Annotated in this window: 19 protein-coding genes, 1 other RNA gene and 1 other annotated feature; of the genes, 17 read left to right on the top strand and 3 right to left on the bottom strand. The window is 26.8% G+C overall.

The annotated features are described in order from the left end of the window. The first annotated feature begins 30 nt into the window (after positions 1–30). The 6 genes from ssrA to HZY83_RS06295 all read left to right on the top strand — a co-directional run bounded on the left by ssrA (position 31) and on the right by HZY83_RS06295 (position 4733). Positions 31–388: a transfer-messenger RNA gene (gene ssrA / locus HZY83_RS06320) on the top strand. Between the two features lie 103 nt (positions 389–491). Then, complete coding sequence (locus HZY83_RS06315) at positions 492–1160, top strand: DNA alkylation repair protein (RefSeq protein ID WP_179943207.1); 669 nt, start codon at positions 492–494, stop codon at positions 1158–1160. Positions 1161–1175: 15 nt separating this feature from the next. Next, the gene (msrB, locus tag HZY83_RS06310) at positions 1176–1610 is read left to right on the top strand and encodes a peptide-methionine (R)-S-oxide reductase MsrB (protein ID WP_218925359.1); all 435 of its coding nucleotides are present in this window, start codon (positions 1176–1178) and stop codon (positions 1608–1610) included. Positions 1611–1621: 11 nt separating this feature from the next. Further along, complete coding sequence (locus tag HZY83_RS06305) at positions 1622–2974, top strand: DUF2130 domain-containing protein (protein WP_179943206.1); 1353 nt, start codon at positions 1622–1624, stop codon at positions 2972–2974. 5 nt (positions 2975–2979) lie between these two features. Further along, positions 2980–3840: a DMT family transporter gene (locus HZY83_RS06300; RefSeq protein ID WP_179943205.1), complete on the top strand. Its 861-nt coding sequence runs from the start codon at positions 2980–2982 to the stop codon at positions 3838–3840. Positions 3841–3866: 26 nt separating this feature from the next. Next, positions 3867–4733, top strand: a complete 867-nt coding sequence (locus tag HZY83_RS06295; protein WP_179943204.1) for a C39 family peptidase — start codon at positions 3867–3869, stop codon at positions 4731–4733. Between the two features lie 59 nt (positions 4734–4792). Here HZY83_RS06295 and HZY83_RS06290 read toward each other — a convergent pair whose 3' ends face one another. Continuing rightward, entirely contained in the window at positions 4793–5872 is a 1080-nt protein-coding gene (locus tag HZY83_RS06290; protein WP_179943203.1) for a branched-chain amino acid aminotransferase, read from the bottom strand. A gap of 218 nt (positions 5873–6090) precedes the next feature. Between HZY83_RS06290 and HZY83_RS06285 the strand changes: the two genes are divergently transcribed. The 6 genes from HZY83_RS06285 (at position 6091) to rpmA (ending at position 11227) form a co-directional block, all read left to right on the top strand. Further along, positions 6091–8271 carry a RelA/SpoT family protein gene (locus HZY83_RS06285; RefSeq protein WP_179943202.1) on the top strand — a complete coding sequence of 727 codons (2181 nt, stop codon included), beginning with the start codon at positions 6091–6093 and terminating at the stop codon, positions 8269–8271. Positions 8272–8279: 8 nt separating this feature from the next. Further along, positions 8280–8732, top strand: coding sequence for a D-aminoacyl-tRNA deacylase (dtd, locus tag HZY83_RS06280; protein ID WP_179943201.1), 453 nt, complete (start codon positions 8280–8282; stop codon positions 8730–8732). A 2-nt stretch (positions 8733–8734) separates the two neighbouring features. Continuing rightward, on the top strand, positions 8735–10159 hold the full coding sequence (locus tag HZY83_RS06275; RefSeq protein WP_179943200.1) for an N-acetylmuramoyl-L-alanine amidase: 1425 nt from the start codon (positions 8735–8737) through the stop codon (positions 10157–10159). A gap of 52 nt (positions 10160–10211) precedes the next feature. After that, positions 10212–10283: a sequence feature (ribosomal protein L21 leader region), on the top strand. Between the two features lie 16 nt (positions 10284–10299). Beyond that, positions 10300–10608, top strand: a complete 309-nt coding sequence (rplU, locus tag HZY83_RS06270; RefSeq protein ID WP_179943199.1) for a 50S ribosomal protein L21 — start codon at positions 10300–10302, stop codon at positions 10606–10608. Between the two features lie 2 nt (positions 10609–10610). Beyond that, positions 10611–10940 carry a ribosomal-processing cysteine protease Prp gene (locus HZY83_RS06265; RefSeq protein WP_179943198.1) on the top strand — a complete coding sequence of 110 codons (330 nt, stop codon included), beginning with the start codon at positions 10611–10613 and terminating at the stop codon, positions 10938–10940. Between the two features lie 5 nt (positions 10941–10945). Next, entirely contained in the window at positions 10946–11227 is a 282-nt protein-coding gene (gene rpmA / locus HZY83_RS06260) for a 50S ribosomal protein L27 (protein WP_179943258.1), read from the top strand. A gap of 124 nt (positions 11228–11351) precedes the next feature. Here the strand turns inward: rpmA and HZY83_RS06255 are convergent, their stop codons facing one another. Then, positions 11352–13301, bottom strand: coding sequence for a coiled-coil domain-containing protein (locus HZY83_RS06255; protein WP_179943197.1), 1950 nt, complete (start codon positions 13299–13301; stop codon positions 11352–11354). A 125-nt stretch (positions 13302–13426) separates the two neighbouring features. Continuing rightward, positions 13427–14740, bottom strand: coding sequence for a hemolysin family protein (locus tag HZY83_RS06250; RefSeq protein ID WP_179943196.1), 1314 nt, complete (start codon positions 14738–14740; stop codon positions 13427–13429). A 299-nt stretch (positions 14741–15039) separates the two neighbouring features. Here HZY83_RS06250 and purR point away from each other — a divergent pair, with 299 nt between their 5' ends. The 5 genes from purR to HZY83_RS06225 form a co-directional block, all read left to right on the top strand. Further along, a complete protein-coding gene (gene purR, locus HZY83_RS06245; RefSeq protein ID WP_179943195.1) occupies positions 15040–15897 on the top strand; it encodes a pur operon repressor in 858 nt (285 codons plus the stop codon). Beyond that, positions 15890–17269 (top strand): bifunctional UDP-N-acetylglucosamine diphosphorylase/glucosamine-1-phosphate N-acetyltransferase GlmU, encoded by a 1380-nt coding sequence (glmU, locus tag HZY83_RS06240; protein WP_179943194.1) that lies wholly within the window; start codon positions 15890–15892, stop codon positions 17267–17269. Before purR ends, glmU begins: the two co-directional genes overlap by 8 nt. A gap of 213 nt (positions 17270–17482) precedes the next feature. Beyond that, positions 17483–18790, top strand: coding sequence for a DRTGG domain-containing protein (locus tag HZY83_RS06235; protein WP_179943193.1), 1308 nt, complete (start codon positions 17483–17485; stop codon positions 18788–18790). A gap of 18 nt (positions 18791–18808) precedes the next feature. Further along, positions 18809–19786: a DHH family phosphoesterase gene (locus HZY83_RS06230; RefSeq protein ID WP_179943192.1), complete on the top strand. Its 978-nt coding sequence runs from the start codon at positions 18809–18811 to the stop codon at positions 19784–19786. A gap of 151 nt (positions 19787–19937) precedes the next feature. Beyond that, positions 19938–21409 (top strand): PD-(D/E)XK nuclease family protein (locus HZY83_RS06225; protein WP_370520054.1); only part of this gene is annotated, 1472 nt, incomplete at its 3' end.

The following is a 21409-nucleotide window of genomic DNA, read 5'->3' as shown; positions in this document are numbered from 1 at the left end:
TTATTATGCTATAATAATTTTTATAAACTAGGGGATGTTTAGGATTCGACAGGGATGCTAGTCTGTCTAGTGGCACGTAAGAGGGTTGTCTCTTCAAAAACACAACAGTTTAAATATAACTGACAACAATAAATCATTAGCTTTAGCAGCTTAATTAGCTAAAGGCTGATTACTTTATTTGGTTGTGATAAAGATAATCGGTTCATTAAATAACAACCTACGTTTTAATTCTTCAGCTTGTAGAATTAAAGAATAAGATAATCAAGCTCGTTTTTTACAGCCTGTTTGTTGGCTTATATAAAAAATTAAATTTAATAAATAAACTAAACGTGTAGAAGCTAGGGAGAGGTGTTTTTGGACGCGGGTTCAAATCCCGCCATCTCCATTTTATTTATAAGTGTATATTGTATTTTTATTTATGAATGTTTCCTAGAATAGTGGTAAATCGCTAGATTAGGAAATATTTTTTAATATTATTTGTAGAGGTACTAATGATAAAAGATGTATTAACAGAATTAGAAAATAAATCTAACAAATCAGTAATTAAAAGATATGAAAAAAATAATGAACCTAAACCATATTATGGTGTGTTAAAAGGTGAAATAAATAAAATAGCTAAAAAATTAAAAATTAATAATAAATTAGCAAAGCAATTATGGGAAACAAAAAATTTAGATGCAATGTTATTAGCAGTTCAATTATTTGATTCACAGAAATTAAATATAAACGATATTGATTTTTTGGTGAATAAAAATATATCTTTGACAGTATTGGATTCTTTTACAGAAAAAGTTATATTTAATAGTCTTTGTTGGAAAGACATAATGAATAATTTCTCAACTATGGATTCTATTATTTATAATCGACTATCTTGGAAGTTGAGAGTAAAATATTTTGCGAGTAAACAAGCAACTAACGAAGAAATAGAATTGATTTTAAAAGAAATAAAAGAAAATTTAGTCAGTTCTCCTGATTTAGTTAAATGGGTAATGAATCACTGTTTAGTAACTATAGCAATTAACTATGATAACTATTTAGAATATTGTATTTCTTTGGGAGAAGAATTGTCAGTTTATAAAGATCAAAAAGTATCTAAAGGTTGTACATCAGCTTATGCACCAGATTGGATAGCAGCTTTATTAAATAGGAAAAATAAATAAGAGGGGTATTCCATAATGAAAAAAGAAGATTTAAGAAAACGTATAGGAGATTTATCTTATGAGGTAACTCAAAATAATGCTACTGAAGCACCGTATTCAGGAGAATATAATGATTTTTATGAGAAAGGGATATATGTTGATGTGGTTGGGGGAGAAGTTTTATTTTCTTCACAAGATAAATTTAATTCTGGTTGTGGTTGGCCAGCATTTTCTAAACCAATATCTACAGATATGTTAAAAGAGTATAAAGATTATTCTTATGGAATGAATAGAATAGAGGTACGAAGTAAAGATAGTAATTCACACTTAGATCATGTATTTCCAGATGGACCAGAAGAAAAAGGTGGGTTACGCTATTGCATTAATTCAGCTTCTTTGAAATTTATTCCTTATGATAATATGGATGAAGAAGGATACGGAGAATATAAAAAAATTTTTGATAATGAATAAGGAGAGACATTATGAACGATATAAAATGTCCTAGCTGTGGAACAGCATTTACTATTGATGAAATGAAATATGCTAATATAGTTGATCAGATACGTAATAAAGAATTTGAAAAAGAACTATCTAAAAGAGTTATTCATATAGAAGAGCAACATAAAAATGAATTAAAATTGATGGAAGAAAAATTTAAAAATTCTCTTAATGAAGATATTTCAAAAAAAGAAATAATAATATCTAAGCTTAAATCGGAATTAGAAAATAGTGATAAAAATAAAGAATTGGAGTTAACTAAGCTATCTAATAAAATAAAAGAGGAATTAGAAGAAAATAAGAGAAAAATAATTGAATTAGAATCAAAAAATAGGGAATTAGAAGTTAAGAAAAATTTTGAACTAGATAAATTATCAAAAGATAAAGATCAAGAAAAAGCTATAGAAATTACAACAATACTATCAGAAAAAGATAAGCAAATTTTTGAGATAACAAATAAATTAAACAATAAAGACTTGGAAGCAGAATTAGAGAAAAAAAATATTAAAGAGAAATATGAACTAGAATTAAAACAAAAAGAGGATTTAATTGCTTTTTACAAAGATTTTAAAGCTAAACAATCGACAAAGATGATAGGAGAAAGTTTAGAACAACATTGTGAAATTCAATTTAATCAAATAAGAATGTCTGCTTTCCCTAATGCAGAATTTGGTAAAGATAATGATGCCAAAACAGGAAGTAAAGGTGACTACATATATAGAGAATACGATGAAAATGGTATAGAGATTATTTCTATAATGTTTGAAATGAAAAACGAGGGTGATGAAACTGCGACTAAAAAGAAAAATGATCATTTTTTCAAAGAATTAGATAAAGATAGAAGAGAAAAAAAATGTGAATATGCTATTTTAGTTTCTATGTTAGAGGCAGATAATGATTTTTATAATAATGGAATAGTGGATGTATCTTATAACTATGAAAAAATGTATGTCATAAGACCTCAATTTTTCATACCTATAATCACACTTCTTAGAAATGCAGCTTTAAATTCATTATCTTACAAAAAAGAGTTAGCCTTAATTAGAGAGCAGAATATTGATATAACTAATTTTGAAAATGATTTAGATAAATTTAAAACAGCATTTAGTAAAAACTATGAATTAGCTAGTCGTAGATTTAAAGAGGCTATAGAAGAAATAGACAAAACTATAAATCATTTGGAAAAAACAAAAGATGCTTTATTATCGTCTGATAGAAATTTACGTTTAGCTAATAATAAAGCAGATGATTTAACTGTAAAAAAATTAGTTAGAAAAAATCCAACAATGAAGGCCAAGTTTGAAGAGCTAAAAAATAATGGAGATAACTTAAATTAATATCTATGGATAAACAAAATAATATATTTTTAGGTGTAATATGTATTTTATTGTCAGGGATAGGATTTTCTTTTATGGCAGTATTCGTTAAACTTTCAGGTGACTTACCCGTTATGCAAAAGTCTTTTTTTAGAAATTTTATTTCGTTAATAGTTTCAGCTATACCGATAATTAATAATTATAAAAATGTTGTTTTTCCAAAAAATAAAAAAGACTTTTTTGTACTTTTATTAAGGTCTTTTTTCGGAACTATAGGTTTACTTTTTAATTTTTATGCTATTAGTAATATTAATTTAGCCGATGCTTCAGTAATTCAGAGATTGTCGCCTTTTGTTGTTTTAATCTTATCTTATTTTCTTTTTAATGAAAAAATGACATTTAAAGAAATACTAGCAATTTTATGTGCTTTTTTAGGTATATTGTTAGTAATAAAACCAGGATTAGGAAATTTTATATCATTAGGTGCATTATTTGCCCTTTTGGGAGCTTTTTGTGCTGGTGCAGCATATACATCAATAAGATATTTGGGTGGAAGAAAAATTTCACCAGAATTTATAATTTTTTCATTTTCTTTATTTTCTTGCATAGTAGTTTTACCTTTTGTTGTATTTGACTTTAGACCTATGACTACGTATCAGTTTATTATGTTGTTACTTGTTGGTATTTTTGCTACAATAGGACAATTTGGAATAACTTATGCTTACAGATTCGCCGCTGCAAAAAGTATTTCTGTTTTTGATTATAGTCAAATAATATTTGCAGGATTATTAGGATATATATTTTTTTTAGAGGTTCCTGATTTTTATGCTATAATCGGTTATATAGTAATAATTTGTATGGGATTATTAATTTCTGTAAAAAAATAAATCATTTTAAGAGGAGTAATTTTAGTATGTTTAAAAAATATTTTTTATTTATTGCTACTGTCGTAGTTATGTTAATTTATAGCATAGGAGTTAAAGATATTTATGATAACAGCAATATTTATAATAATGTTACTGAATCTGCAAAAGCTGAAGTAATTTATCGTGATAATATTAAAGGAGTTGAACAACCTTATCCTTTTTTAACTTCTGATATAGATATTAATAATGACTTAGAGCAATATTCTCATAATAATGATAAAGGAAAGTATATATATGATAATATAAATAGATTACCGTTTACTCAACAAAAAATGTTAGCAAATAATAAAGACATTACAGAGTATATAGTAGGTTATCTGAATAATGAAAGAGTAAATTTTGAGTACGGAGAAACAGTGACTTTAAGAAGAAAATATCCATATTATATTCAATGGGATAGAAGATGGGCACATGATTCTTTAGGAAATGACGATATTGCAGTAGGTGGATGTGGACCAACTTCTGTAGCTATGGCATTTAGTGGACTTTTAAATGATGAAACTATAACACCTAATGTAATAGCAAAAATTGAAAATGAAGCGGGTTATTATACAAAGTATGGAACTAGTTGGTCGTTTTTTGATTACATTGCAAATTACTATAATATAAAAACTAAACGCCTTACTTTGAATAAGGATTCTTTAGATAAATCTTTAAATAGTGGTAATCCTGTTATTATGTCAGTAAATCCTGGAAAATTTACTACTGTAGGGCATATAGTTTTAATAGTAGGTATTGATGATAATGGACAATATATTATCAACGATCCAAATAGTCTAGGAAAATCACTGAAGTCGTGGACTTATGAAGAATTAAGAGAAGATATGAAAGCTTTGTGGGAATTTAGTAAATAAGAAATAAAAAGAATTACATTTATTTTCAGCGATAAATGTAATTCTTTTTTTATTTAATTTTATTTTACTTTATGAACCCAATTAAATGAATCTTCTACTTTACCTAATTGAATACCTGTTAATTGATTATATATTTTTGTAGTAGCTTCTCCAGTTTCAAAATTGTTAATTACAACTTTCTTTTTACCATCGAAAAGTTCTCCAACTGGAGAAATAACAGCAGCAGTTCCTGTTCCAAATACTTCTTCTAATTTATTATTATCAGCAGCCTCATATATTTCATCTATAGAAATTTTACGTTCTTCGACTACTTCTCCATTATGTTTAAGAAGTTTAATAATAGAATCTCTAGTAATTCCAGGAAGAATAGAACCATTTAATTCAGGAGTTACATATTTTCCATCAATTTTGAAGAAAATATTCATAGCTCCAACTTCTTCTACATATTTTTGTTCTACTCCATCAAGCCAAAGAGTTTGCGCATATCCATATTTTTCTGCCTTTTTTTGTCCAAGTAATGATCCTGCATAATTACCTGCAGCTTTGGCATAACCTGTTCCTCCACGAACTGCGCGAACATATTCGTCTTCAACAAATATTTTATTTGGTTGTAGACCATCTTTGAAATATGCACCAGATGGAGATAGGATTATTATGAATTTTACATTGCTACTAGCTTTAACTCCTAAAAACTCATCAGCACCAAACATAAATGGTCTAATATATAGAGATGTTCCTTCAAGAGTAGGGATCCAATCTTTTTCTATTTCTAGTAATGTTTTTAGAGCTGTTAGTGCAAAATCTTCGTCAATTTGTGGTAATGCTAGACGTTCAGCAGATTGATTTAATCTTTTAAAGTTTTCTTCAGGTCTAAATAGTACAGGTTCTCCATTAGCTATATATGCTTTCATACCTTCGAAAATACTTTGTCCGTAATGAAGTGAAATAAGTGCAGGAGACATGGGAATATAAGCATATTCAACTATTTGTGGATTATACCAACCTTTATCAACGTTCCACTCCATAGTAAACATATGATCAGTAAAATGGTTTCCAAATCCTAAATTACTTTGATCAGGTTTTTGTTTTGGATTTTTTGTTAATGAAATATTAATATCTTTTTTTTGAAGTTTTGTCATTTTTTTACCTCTCTGTAATTTATTACAACCATTATAATATTTATGCAAACTAATTGCAAGATTTTTCTAGTCTTTTGTCTGAAAAATTAAATAAATCATTTGTAGTATTGATTAAAAATTATATTATTTATATTAGTAAAATCTTATAATACTAGTATTTATTAGGGTTTTATGTTATTATAGTATAATTAGAATAAATTTTTGAAAGGTGGGTTTTTATGAACTTAGAATATCCATATTCTTTCGAAGATGTGTTTAAACTTTGTAAAGAGTATTTATCAGAAAAACAATTAGAAGTTATAGAGAAGGCTTATCTACTTGCTAAAAAAGCACATGCTGGACAATATAGAAAATCAGGCGAAGAATATATTTTACATCCTATTCAAGTTGCAGGGATATTAGCTGAGTTAAAATTAGATTATGCAACTATTTGTGCAGGATTTCTACATGATGTAGTAGAGGATACTAATTATTCATTTGAAGATATAGAAGAGGAATTTACAGAAGATATAGCTAAAATTGTAGATGGGGTAACTAAACTAGATAAAGTTAAGTATACTTCAAAAAAAGAATCTCAGGCAGAAAATCATAGAAAATTGTTTATGGCAATTGCGAGTGATATAAGAGTCATATTTGTAAAGTTAGCTGATAGACTACATAATATGCGAACATTAAAGCATATGAGAGAAGAAAAACAACGAGAAATTTCAAGTGAAACTTTGGAAATTTATGCACCTCTTGCACACAGACTAGGTATTAGTTCTATAAAATGGGAACTAGAAGATACATCATTAAGATATTTACACCCAGAAAAATATTTTTCTATTGTAAGACAAATGAAACAAAAGAGAAGTGTTAGGGTAGAAAGTATAAAAAATGCTTGTGAGGAAATAGTTTCTGTACTAGAAGAAAATAATATTGTTGGTGAAGTTAACGGTCGTCCAAAACATATATATAGTATTTATAAAAAAATGCAAAAACAAAATAAAAGTTTTGATGAAATATATGATTTGTTGGCAGTTAGAGTATTAGTTAATACAGTATCAGACTGCTATGCTACATTAGGATTAGTTAATAATATGTGGTTACCGATACCTGGTAGAATGAAAGACTATATAGCTATGCCTAAACCAAATATGTATCAATCTCTACATACTACTTTATTATCGCCAGCAGGACAACCGTTGGAAGTTCAAATAAGAACATATGAAATGCACGAAATTGCAGAAAAAGGTATTGCTGCTCACTGGGCTTATAAAGAAGGACGTAAAGCAGGAAAGCAAGATAACTTTTATCAAAAATTAAATTGGTTTCAAAAAATAGCAGAAGGTGATGAAACTGAAGATACTGCCGAAGGCTTTATGGATTCTTTAAAAGTTGATTTACTAAGTGATAAAATATATGTATTTACTCCTAATAGCGATATAATAGAATTACCTAAAGGATCATGTGTTGTAGATTTTGCATATGCAATTCATTCTGAAGTAGGAAATAAGATGATTGGAGCCACTATAAATGATAAAATAGTTCCTTTTGATTACATACTTTCTACTGGAGAAATATGTGATGTTCGTACTAGCAATAGTTCATCTGGTCCTAGTAGAGATTGGTTAAAAATAGCTAAATCTTCACAAACTAAATCAAAAATAAAATCATTTTTTAAAAAAGCTGCAAGAGAAGAGAATTTAGAAAAAGGAGAAGTTCTTTTAAAAGATGAAATAAAACTTAACGGCTTTGATATTGATGAAGTAATGACGCAAGAAGCTATAGAAAATGTTTTACAAAGGTATAAATACTCTAGTATAGAAGAATTATACAGAACAATAGGTTATGGAGCTATATCTGCTAATCAAGTTTTTATGCGTTTGACCGAAAAAATTCGAAAAGAAAAACAAACGAAAGAAAAATTAGATAAATTACTTAGTGGCTCTGAGGATAAAAAGAAAATTGTCACAGAAACAGGTGTTTATCTAAAAGGTGTTGATAATATTTTGGTAAGACTATCAAAATGTTGTAAACCGATACCAGGAGATAATATAGTAGGCTTTATAACTAAAGGTAGAGGTGTTACTGTTCATAGAACAGAATGCCCAAATGTTCAACATGAAGATGAAAATAGACTACTTGAAGTAGAATGGGTTGACAGTATAAAAAGAAGAGACTATGCTGTTAGTTTGCAAGTTCACTCTTTTGATAAAGAAATGTTATTAAATGAGGTTTTATTAAAACTTAATGAAAGCAAAATAGTTATAAAGAAAATAAATTCTGAGTTGAAATCTGATAAAACTTGTATTATAGAACTAAGTATTTTAGTTAAAAATGTTGATGAGTGTGATTTTATAATAAAAAAACTACGTCAAATACCAGATGTTTATAGTGTAGAAAGAATTGTAAAATAGGAGGACTTATGAAAGTAATTTTGCAAAAAGTAAAAAGAGCTTCAGTTGTTGTAAATAACGATATAGTAGGTAAAATTGATAAAGGTTATTGTTTACTAGTAGGTGTTCATAAAAATTCGGTAGAAGAAGATGCTAAACTATTAGCAAAAAAAATTGCTGATGCAAGACTATTTGAAGATGATAATGGCAAAATAAACTTAGGTCTAAAAGATATAGGCGGAGAAATTTTGTCTATATCACAATTTACACTATACGCAGATACTAGAAAAGGTAAAAGACCTAGTTTTACAAATGCAGCTACAGCTGAAAAAGCAAATGATTTATACTTAAAATTTAATGATTATTTAAGAGCTGAAGGCATTAAAGTTGAAACAGGTATATTTCAAACACATATGGAAGTTAGTATTATAAATGACGGTCCTATAACAGTTGTATATGAAAAATTAACTAACGGTAATTAATTATGAGAATAAAGAGAAGAAAAAAAATAAACTTTTTAACTGCTTTAACAATAGTAATGGCATTACTTTTAATGGCTGCCACTATAGTATATTATACTTATAATAAACAAGTTATAAGTCAAGCTAAAAATGTTGTAAACGAAGTTGTAGCTTCTAAAGACGTAGACTTAAGAACAGGCCCTTCGGAATCATACCCACTTATTAAGACAATAAAGTCTAGTGATATTTTGAACAAAAAATCAGAAAGCGGAGATTGGATAGAAGTTAGTACGGAAGATGGTAATGTAGGTTGGATACCTGGTTGGAATATAGTAGGTTCTACAATTAAAAGTCCAGAAGATAGGTTAAAAGAACAATTAAAAAATTATACTGTCTTAATAAATCCTACTTATATTGAAGATAAAGATGATAAATCTTTGTATATAGCGAATAAAATAAAACAAGAATTGGAAAAATCTAATATCAAAACAATTATAACAAGAGAAGAATCTAAAAAAGTAGAAAGCTCAGATATTTCTCAGTTAATAGCAGATAATAAAGCTAATATAGTTATTAATTTAGGGTTTTCTAATAATGATAATTCTAGCATATCTCCGATAATATATTATAATAATACATCGTCTAAAATATTAAGTAAGTATCTAGAAAAAAGTATTTATAATAATTTTATTTTGAAAACTAAAACATCTGAGAAAAAAGAGAATTTAGTAAAATCTACAAATCCAGATGTACCAGAAGTGTTAGTGTTAGTAGGGAATGTAAATAGTAATGTAGATATTGATGTTTTGTCTAATGATATTTATGTTAAGCAATACGCATTAGCAGTAAAATCTGGAATAGAGGAATATTTTTATTATTTAATTAATTTAGATAATTACAGCGAAAAAAGAAAAGAACAATTAGTAAATATGCCACAAAAGGGAATGAATATTCCATTCTATTATACAAAGCAAGATGATTTTAAAAATATAGGTTATGGAACAGATAATAGTAAAAAAATTAGTGATAATGGTGATGCTATAATAGCGTTAGCTATGATAATAAATTATATGGAACCATCTAAAAATATTACGGTAAGTAACATAGTTGACTGGGCTGGAGTAAAATATTATACTTCGGGTCAAGGAACAAATGATAATATAGTAACATCTTTTGCAGATAAATATGGATTAAAAACAGAAGTTGTTAAAAAAACAGATATTGATAAAATTAATGAGGCTTTAAAAAACAATAAGCCAGTTCTAGTTCAATTTAATAGAGGATTATTTGGTAATAAAATTACTTATAAAGTTATTAGGGGTCTAGAAGATAATAAATATTATATAAATGATCCAGATGATGACGATTTAAAATTAAATAATTATACTGGATTCACAAAAAATGATATTGAAAGAAACATGAATAAAGCATGGATTTTTTCTAAATAACTATTGACTATAAAATATGAATGTGATAGAATTGTAATGTTGAAGTAGCTCCTTGCTACTACAACCGCACGAATAGGGTAAATAAGAGAGTAATCCACCTTATTTGGCGAGTCTTAGTAAAAATTTAAGGAGGTGCAAATATGTACGCAGTTATCGAAACAGGTGGAAAACAACTAAAAGTAGAAGAAGGACAAACTATCTTTGTTGAAAAATTAACAGCAGAAGAAGAGTCAACATTCACTTTTGATAAAGTTTTATTAGTTGGTGGAGAATCTACTAAAATCGGAAGCCCATACGTAGCAGGTGCTACAGTAACAGCAAAAGTTGTTGCTCATGGTAAAGGGAAAAAGATTACAGTATTTAAATATAAACCTAAGAAAAACAGTCACCGTAAATTAGGTCATCGTCAACCTTTCACTAAATTGGTTGTTGAAAAAATTAATGCATAATTATGATAAATGTATTAGTTGAAAAAAAAGAAGATAGAATTAAGTTAATTACTGTTGACGGTCATGCAAATTTTTCTGAACAAGGTTCTGATATTGTGTGTGCAGGTGTTTCAGCAGTAGTAATAGGTATTATAAACTCTATAGATATTCTTGATGATAATGTAGTTTTTGATGTTTCTGCTAATGAAGATGAAACAGGACATATAACTTATCGTTCTATAGACTCTACGAATGAAGAGCAACTTCTTTTAAAATCAATGATTTTATCATTAAAAGCTATAGAAGAAAATTATTCTGAATTTATTAATATTGAAACAAGAGAGGTGAAATAGTGATGATGTTAAAATTAAATTTACAATACTTCGCATCTAAAAAAGGGGTTGGATCTACTAAAAACGGTCGTGACTCAGAATCAAAAAGATTAGGTGCTAAACGCGCTGACGGACAATTTGTTACAGCAGGTTCAATTTTATATAGACAACGTGGAACTAAGATATATCCAGGAACAAATGTTAAAAAAGGTGGAGATGATACTTTATTCTCACTAGTTGACGGAGTTGTACGTTTCGAAAGATACGGACGTAGTCGTAAAAAAGTTTCTGTATATCCACAAGCTTAATAAATGAAAAAAGATATAGAAATTTTAATTTCTATATCTTTTTTCATTTCTAGATTTAAATATAGAATAAAAAATAGAATTAATGTTATCAATTCTATTTTTTATTCTATTGATTTTTCTTATTTTAATTGTTTGAAGATTTATTAGTAGAAGATGAGGAATTAGAGTTGTCATCTTTATCTTTTTGAGTTATTGTAGCTCTTTGAGTTTCACTCGTTTTAGAAAAATCTACAGGAACGTAAGTGCCATTTGTAATATGATATATTAATCTATTGTTAGATGATATACTCATACCAGATATGTTTAGAGTAACACCTTTATAAACCGTAGATTTAGAACTAGTTAATTCAAGGTTACTATAACTTTCAGTATTATCTAATATTTTTATAGCAATAGGTTTACTAATAAATTGTGTGTTAATAGCGTCATTTTGATTTTCAATAGTTACAAGGTTATTATTAGCTGTAATATATTTTCCTGTATATTCTCCATCTGAAATTCTGTACATCATATAACCACCTGGTGAAGTTAGCAAATCAACTTTTACAGTTGTTCCTTCAGCTAATATATTAGATATATCACTCCAGTTTGGAGAAGAAAAAGTATGCAATTTTTCTTTTATTTTTATAGTTCTATTAACTGTAAAATAATAAGATATGGATTTAGAAGATTGTTGAGCTTCAATTTCTTCTTCTAATGCTTTATTGCTTATTCTATCTACAGAATTTTCGTTTTGATTGTTTTCTGTTTTCTTTTCTTCTACTGGTTGAACATTATTATTTTCTTGTTGATTTGAGTAATTATTTTCACTGTAGCTATCTTTACCAGGGATAACTATAGCAAATAAGGCTATAGTTATAATAGTTAAAAACATTGATAACATTAGTGAAATAGTAATTTTAATTTTAATATTAGAAGATATATCTTTTATGTATTCTCTATTTTTAGTTTTTCTGAAAATATAATATATTATATAATCAAAAGATACTTTAAATATGTTATGTTTTTTTCCTTTTTTGTCAGTTACTTGTACTAATGTTTCATCATCTTTAACGACTTCTTTTTTTACATTATTAAATTCATTTAAAATATCATCTATTTTTTCTTCACGAATTAAAGATTTTTTTTGTCTTTCAAGTTCTTTTTTTCTAACAGAAATATTTTTTATTAATTCTTGTTTTTGATTTAATAAAGTTTTTATACGTTCTTCTTTTTTTATAATGTTATTTTTAGTTTTTTCATCTGCATTTAATTTGTTTAGGTTTGCAAGTTTTAGTTTTTCCGAATTTATTTCTAAATCTTTTTCAAGAAGTTCTTCTTGAGCAGATAATAAGTGTTTCTCATTATCAGAAATTTGTAATTTTAATTTTCTAGCTGCACGTTCTTCTTTTTTTGTATGTTCAGATATAGTTTCTATTTGTTTTAGTATAGCTTTTCTTTCTTCTTCAATTTTATTTTTTTCTTTTTCTTGTTCATAAATTTTATTTTTACGTGCTTCTTCTTCTTTTTTTAACTGTTCTTCAATTTTTTTTCTTTTTAGTAATTTTTCTTGTTCAAGTCGTTCTTGTTCAAGACGTTTACGCTCACGAGCTTCGGCTTTTTCTTTTTCGATACGCTCTTGCTCAAGACGTTTACGTTCACGAGCTTCGGCTTTTTCTCTTTCAATACGTTCTTGTTCAAGTCTTTTCTTTTCTAATTCTCGTTCTTCTTCTTGCTGTTTACGAATTAACTCTTCTTCTTGTTTTTTTTGTTGTTCTTCTAATATACGTTTTTTTTCTTGTTCAAGACGTTTTCTTTCTTGATCAATACGTTTAGAGTTAATATTAGTTTGTTCATTAATAGATTCTAGTTCTTGTTTTTCTTTTTCAAGCTTTTGTTTAGTAATTTTATCTAGTTCTAAAGCTTTATCTAGCTCTTTTTTTATTTTTTCTAATTTAGCTTGAGCAGCTCGTTTTTCTTTAATTATTTTTTGTTCTTTATTATTTATTTTATATTTTTTTATTGAATATTTAATTTTTTCTAATAAAGATAATTCTTCATATAAGCTATCTTTTTTGTCATTAATATTATTCATAATCAAATCCTTCTAAAAAAATTAGTTACTACTTATTATAACATATATCTATGTTATAATTACATTAATAATATTATTTTTTTGTGAAAAAGTAAAAATAGTTAATATTTAGATAAGTCTAAATATTAACTATTTTCTTTTTCATCATTCCAAATTTCTATTTGTCGAATTTGCTGATCATCAATAGTTCTAACTTTAAAAGTTATATTTTGTATTTTGTAAGTAGCTCCTACTTTTGCTTCATATTTTTGCATATAAACAAAAGCTCCAATAGTGTCTACTTCCTCGTGTGGTATATTTACGTGAAATAGTGCATTAATATCTTGAATAGGTACCCAACCATCAACTAAGTAGTGTCCATTTTTAAGTTTTTTAATTAGGCTTTGTTCATCTTCATCAAATTCATCTCTAATTTCTCCTGTTAGTTCTTCTACAATATCTTCTAAAGTAACTAATCCACTAGTACCACCATATTCATCTGTAATAATAATCATATGCTCTCTGTTTTGTTTTATTACTTTTAGTACTTGAGATATAGGAGTATGCTCAAAAATTTTGATTGCAGGAGTAATAAATTCTTCTAAATCTTTTGTAGTTTCGATTTTATTGTCTGCAAATAACAATTTTTTGACATTTAATATACCGATTATATTGTCTTTATCACCGTCATTAACAACGGGGTATCTAGTATATTCCTCTTGTTTCATTTGTCGCATTATCACTGCTAATGAATCTTCTAAATCTATAGCTTCAATTTCTGTTCTAGGAGTCATTATTTCTTTTGCTATTTTGTTATCAAATTCAAAAACTCTTTCAACATATCTATATTCTGTATCGTTTATTTGTCCGTGAGCACGAGAAGATTTCATAATAGTTCTTAATTCTTGTTCACTATGAATATCTCCGTGACCAGCAACAGAATCATATCCTAAAGCTTTTGTTATTAAGTTAGCTAGTGCATTTAGCAACCATACTACTGGTCTTGTAATTTTGTAGAAAATATATATTGGTCTTGCAACTCTAAATGCTGATTTTTCTGCATCTTGTATAGCCATAGTTTTAGGTACTAATTCTCCTAAGACAACATGTAAAAGTGTCATAAATGAGAAAGAAATAACATATGCTAGTGTATGACTAAGTGCCTCATTTATATTAAAAAAATTGAAAATTGGACTAAATAATACAAAAAATGTTGATTCTCCAATCCACCCTAAACCAAGCGATACTATAGTTATACCTAATTGCATTGCAGATAAATAGCTGTCTAAATGCTCAACCATTCCTAATAATAGTTTTGCTTTTTTATTACCATTTTTGGCAAGCTCTTGAATTCTTGTAGGGCGTAGTTTTACTAGTGCAAATTCTGCCATAACGAAAAGTGCAGATCCTACTAGTAATAAAATAATTAACAATATTTTAATTGAGATACTGAGATCCATATATTTTATATTTTTCCTCTTTCTTTCAAAATTATATATTTAAGATAAATTTTACTATAAAATAAATTAATAATCAATAAATAGATGTATAATAAGGAAATATTTAATGTATTAGAGTAAATATACGTGTTTTTATAATAGCATATATACTATAAACTAAGTATATTTTTCTATTATATACTAGTATTAGTTATATAAAAATATAAATTAGCTGTTTTTTTACTTTACTATTCCGAACAATCGTGATATTATTTTCTATATAATTTATAAAAATTATAATTAATAAAATGGAGAAGTGTATGAAACTAAAAAGAAGCGAAAGGATAGTAGTAATGACAGAATACTTATTACGAAATCCGAACAAATTAATTCCGCTAACATATTTTGTTTCTAAATTTAATCAGGCAAAATCATCAATTAGTGAAGATATACATATAATAAAAACAAGTTTTCAAGAAGAGAGTATAGGAGATATTAAAACTCTTTCTGGAGTTAACGGAGGGGTCATTTTTCAACCAGTTCTTAGTCCAAAAGTAGCAACTGAAATTGTTGATGAATTTTTAGAAATGTTAAAGGCAAATGACAGATTACTAGCAGGTGGCTATGTATATATGTCTGATATATTAGGAAATCCCTCAATAATGAATAAAATTGGTGTTTTGATATCAAATATTTATCAGAACAAAGAGATAGATGCTATAGTTACAGTAGCTTCAAAAGGTATTCCGGTCGCATATGCGGTAGCTTCTGTATTAAATAAACCAGTAGTTATTATAAGAAAAGACAATAAAGTTACAGAAGGAACTACATTGGCTATAAATTTTGTGTCTGGTTCTAGTAGGAAAATAGAGACTATGGCGTTATCCAAAAAAAGTTTAAAAGAAGGGTCTAAAGTATTACTTGTTGATGACTTTTTGCGTGGTGGTGGTATAATAACTGGTATGCAAACTTTAATGAGAGAGTTTGATGCTGAGGTAGTAGGTATAGCAGTATTATCACAATGTTTTAATGCAGAACAATTTTATGATGAAAGGTATACTTATTTATCAAAAATAACTAATATTAATGAATATACTGGAGAGTTTGAGATAGAAAATGGAAATGCTCTAGAACAATTATTGAATAAAGACAATATAAAAGAGGTTAGAAATGAATAATAGATTTGCAATAGTATTAGCTGCAGGAAAAGGAACGAGAATGCAGTCGAAATTATATAAAGTGTTACATAAAGTTTGTGACAGAACTATGGTAGAGTTAGTATTAGATAGTATTCAAAATCTAAATATGCAACGTGTTATTACTGTAGTTGGGTGTGGAGCAGAAAAGGTAAAAGAAGCTGTAGGTAATAGAAGTGAATTTGTTTTACAGGAAAAGCAATTAGGAACAGCACATGCAGTAAAAGTGGTAAAAGAAAAATTAGTAGATAAAGAAGGAACTACTATAATAATGTATGGAGATACACCACTTATTAGGGCAGAAACAGTTGACAATATGTTAACACATCATGAGAATAGCGAAGCAAAAGCTACAGTTCTTACAGCATTTGCAGATAACCCTTTTGCTTATGGAAGAATTATAAGAGATAATGATAATAAATTTTTAAAAATAGTAGAAGAAAAAGATGCAACTGAAGACGAAAAGAAAATAAAAGAAATTAACTCAGGTATATATTGTTTTGACAATAAATTATTATTTGATTTAATAGGTAAGGTACAAAATGATAATAAACAACAAGAATATTATTTACCAGACGTATTAACATTAATTAGAGAAGCAGGAGAAAAAATAGAAACATATTTGTGTGAAGATTTTGATGAAACATTTGGAGTTAATGACAGAGTATCTTTATCTTATGCAGAGAATGTTATGCGTGATAGAATAAATACATTGCATATGTTACAAGGGGTAACACTAGTTGATCCAGCAAATACTTATATAGCACCGAATGTAAAGATTGGAAAAGATACAACTATCTATCCTAATGTTACTATAAAATCAAATACTATTATAGGAGAAGATTGTAAAATAAAGCCAAATACATATATAGAAAATTCTATTATAGGAGATGGGGTAAAAATATTACAATCAACTATAACAGATTCTATAGTTGGAGACAATTCTTTTGTAGGGCCATATGCTCACTTAAGAAACAATACTAAATTATCAGATGAAGTAAGAATAGGTAACTTTGTTGAGTTAAAAAATACAACATATGACAAAGGCTCAAAAACAGCACACCTTAGCTACTTAGGAGATGCAACAGTAGGGTCAAATACTAATATTGGTTGTGGAACTATTACAGTAAATTATGATGGTCAAAATAAATATAATACTACAATAGGAAATGATACATTTATAGGATGTAATTCTAACTTAATAGCTCCATTAAAAATAGGAAATGGAGTTGTAGTGGCTGCTGGAACAACTGTTACTGATGATGTTGAAGATGATAGTTTGGTAATAGCTAGAGTAAAACAAGAAAACAAAGAAGGATATGCAAAAAAACTACCAGCTGGTAGAAAATTATAAATAAATATAATAAAAAGGATAGTATCAAAACTATCCTTTTTATTATATATTATGTAACAAGAAAAAAAAGTTTTAATAATATTTTTGTATTGTATTATATTTAACAGTAATTATAATACAATACAGTATAATTCTTGCATTAAGCAAGAAAAAAATATATAATATACTAGAAAAATTATAATATTACAGAAATGTTGGAGGGATTGCTATATTATGAAGACTAAACATCAAAAAATTTTAGAGTATATAAAAAGTCTACCAATAGGAAATAAAATATCCGTTAGACAAGTAGCCAAAGATTTGAAAGTTAGTGAAGGAACTGCATACAGAGCAATAAAAGAATCAGAAAATAGAGGTTTTGTATCTTCAATAGAGCGAGTAGGGACAGTAAGGATACAGAAAAAAGAAAGAGATAATGTGGAAAAGTTATCTTATTCTGAGATAGTTAATATAGTTGGTGGTCAGTTAATTGCTGGGCGAGGTGGTATTCACGAAATAGTCCAAGATTTTGCAATAGGAGCAATGGATACAGAACAAGTTAGCCAACATATTAGAAAAGGTACATTGTTGATAGTAGGTAATAGACCAGATGTTATATCAATGGCATTAGAGAAAAATTGTGCTATTCTTGTAGCAGGTGGATATGTACCTAGTGATGACATAAAAAAAGTAGCAGATTCTAAAAATTTACCTTTAATAATTACACCTCATGATTCATTTTCGGTAGCGCATTTAATAAATAGAGTAACAAATGATCAAATTATAAAGAGAGATATTGTTACAGTAGATAGTATCTACTTACCAAAAGATCATATATATACAATAGGTATTAATGCAACAGTAGAAGATTGGTATGATTTACAACTTAAAGTTGGTCATACAAGATTTCCAGTAGTTAATGAATATGGGAAATTAGTGGGTATAGTAACTGCTCGTGATGTATTTTTACAAGATAGATCAACATCAATAAAAGATGTAATGGAAAGAAGAGTAACTACTACAGAATTAAATGATCCTGTTTCTTCAGTAGCTAATACTATGCTTTTAGAAGGATTCGAATTGATGCCAGTAATAGATTCAAAAAATACATTACTAGGAGTTGTTACTAGAAAAATTGTTATAAATTCTATGTTAACAAACAATAGATATCAAGAAAATCAACATAGTGATACTTTTGATGAAATTATTCGTAAAGGTATAGTGTCAAGGGCAGATGGACTGCAAATCAAAGTAATTCCTCAAATGTTAGATCAGTTCGGAACATTCTCACGCTCTGCACTTCTTAGTATAATTGATGAATCTGTGCATATTACTAGTTATAATTACAATAGAAGTGAAGTATTAATGCAAAGTGTTAATGTGTACTTTATTCGTACAGTACCTTTAGATAGAATTATTACTACAAAAACTATGATAATGGACATAGGAAGAAAATCTGCAAAATTTGATGTAGAAGTATATGATAAAAATGATTTAGTGGCAAAAGCTTTAGTAACTTGTCAAGTATTCCAAAGAAACTAGAAAAGAGAATAGAGTTTAATGATAGAAAATTTAGAAGAATTGTACGATAGTATATATTTAAAAATAAAAGAAAATAAGAAAATAATAATACATAGACATGAAAGACCTGATCCAGATGCGTATGGATCACAAGGAGCATTAGCAGAAATAATAAAGTATAATTTCCCAGATAAAGAAGTTATTTTAGTAGGAAAAGAATCTCCTTCACTATCATTTTTGTTTTCTACAAAAGAAGTAGAAGAATTAGACTATAATAATGCATTAGTTATAGTTACAGATACAGCTAATTATCCTAGAATAGATGGTAAATTATTTAGTGATAATAATTTTTTAATCAAAATAGATCATCATCCGCCTTTAGATAATTATGGAGATATTAATTTAGTAAATATTAATGTATCTTCTTGTAGTGAATTAATATACGATTTTTATGATTATCTTAATAAAAAATACGATATAAGACTAAATGATACGGCGGCTAAATTGCTTTATGTAGGTATAGTAGGAGATACAGGAAGATTTTTATTTCCTAATACTAGCTCAAAGACTATGCTAATTGCTTCTAGGTTACTAACATACAATTTTGATATGGTAGAATTAATAGAGAAGATAGATATTACATCAGAGAAAATGATGCGATTTAGAGCATTTATTTTTGAAAATTATGTTGTCTATCATGAAGGTGTAGCTTATTTGAAAATAACTAAAGAAGATATGGACAAATATGAAATAGAACCTGGTGAAGTTTCCAGTGGTGTTAATTTGATAAGAAGTCTAGAAGGACTTTTAGCATGGTGTTTCGCTATAGATGAGGGTAATAAAATAAGAGTTCGTATAAGATCAAAAGGACCTGTTATTAATGGTATAGCTGAAAAATATAATGGCGGTGGTCATAGATTAGCAAGTGGAGCAACTGTTAAAGATTGGAATGAATTAGATGATTTACTTGATGATTTGGCAAATGCAGTATTTAAATATAAAAAAGCAACTAAGTAATATTATATAGTTATAAATAATATTAGGATATAGAAATATTTAATAATTAAGAAAGAAAGTATATTTTATATATTTTCTTTCTTCTCTGTATATAACTTAATTATTTTAGTATTGCTATATTATATTTTTAGATAAAGAAAGGAGTATTATTGTGGATTTAGAATTATTAATTTCTCCAAGTGGCTTAGGTAAAACTGAGCATATAATTAATGAAATAGCGAAAGAAAAAGATAATAGCAAAATTATTGTTTTGACTCCGGAACAGAATGGTTATAACTTTGAGAGAATATTGTGTGATAGATTTAATGGTACTTTTAATATAGACGTAGCGAACTTTAATTCTTTATCAAGAAAACTTGTAAAAGAGATTGATAACAATAAGTTAATTTCCGATGAAATCAATTTATTTTATTATCTACAAATTGCAGAAGATTTAAAAGAATCTAACAATTTTTTAGTTAATAGAATGATTAATGATGTTAATTTTATAGAAATTGTAGACAATATAATAAAAGAATTAAAAGAATATAATATAGATTTAGACCAATTAGATGATTATATAAATAATCTAGATAATGATTCCCATAAAGAAAAAGTAAAAGCTATAAGTGAAATTTACTTTAATTACAATTTAAAATTACAAAATAATAAAAAGTTAGATAAAACGGACTATATAGATAATATATTGCTTTGTTTAGATTATATAGATTTATCTAATTATATTTTTTATATAGACGGCTACTATAACTTTACTCCAAAAGAATATCTTTATATTGAGAAATTAGTGAAGAATAGTAAAAAAATGGTAATATCTATAATTTCAGATATAAGTAGATATGTTAATTGTAATCTAGAACAATTAATTAAAGGGTATGATATTTTGAATTTAAAATATTATAATCTTTCTCTTAATGATGTCTATAAAAATGTATCTTATAGTTTAGATATATACAGAAAATCTCATGAAATTATAGCACATATAAATAATATAATAAAAAAACTTAAAATAACTAGATATAATATATTAACTATAGTTCAAGATAATAATAAAGCTAATAAAATACTACTAGAATTAGAAAATAATAAAATACTAGCGCGTAAAAATTTAGAAAATTATGATAATAGATATAAAGATAATTTTTCTTTAGCTTATTTAGTAGATCAATATCCTAAAATTTTGAAATCACAAACAAATATTTTTGATGATAGTGTTCAAGTGTTTGAAGCAGACGATATGGAGCTAGAAATAAAGCAAGTAGCTAGAAATATTATAAAGATAAAAAAAGAATATGAAGACAAAGAGTTAAAATTAAAAAATGAAGATATTGCTATTCTTTATCGTAATAGTGATTATGAAAAATATAAATATATATTTAAAAATTATAATTTAAATGTTCATATAGATAAAGATTTATCAATAGAAAATCATAGATTAATTAAACTACTAGAAAATATTTTAAAATTTGATGATAATAATTTAGCCGTAGAAGTAATGAATATATTAAAAACTAAATTAACTAATTTTGATAATATCTATAAGCAACACGTTCTGAACTATATTTGTTATGATACTTTCAAAGTTACCAAAACTTTAGAGAAAAAATCTTTATCAACTACTATAGG

It is taken from the genome of Gemella sp. GH3, assembly GCF_013415425.1.
Taxonomy (GTDB): domain Bacteria; phylum Bacillota; class Bacilli; order Staphylococcales; family Gemellaceae; genus Gemelliphila.
Note: the sequence above shows the minus strand (reverse complement) of the source record. Positions and strands in the feature narration are given on the sequence as shown.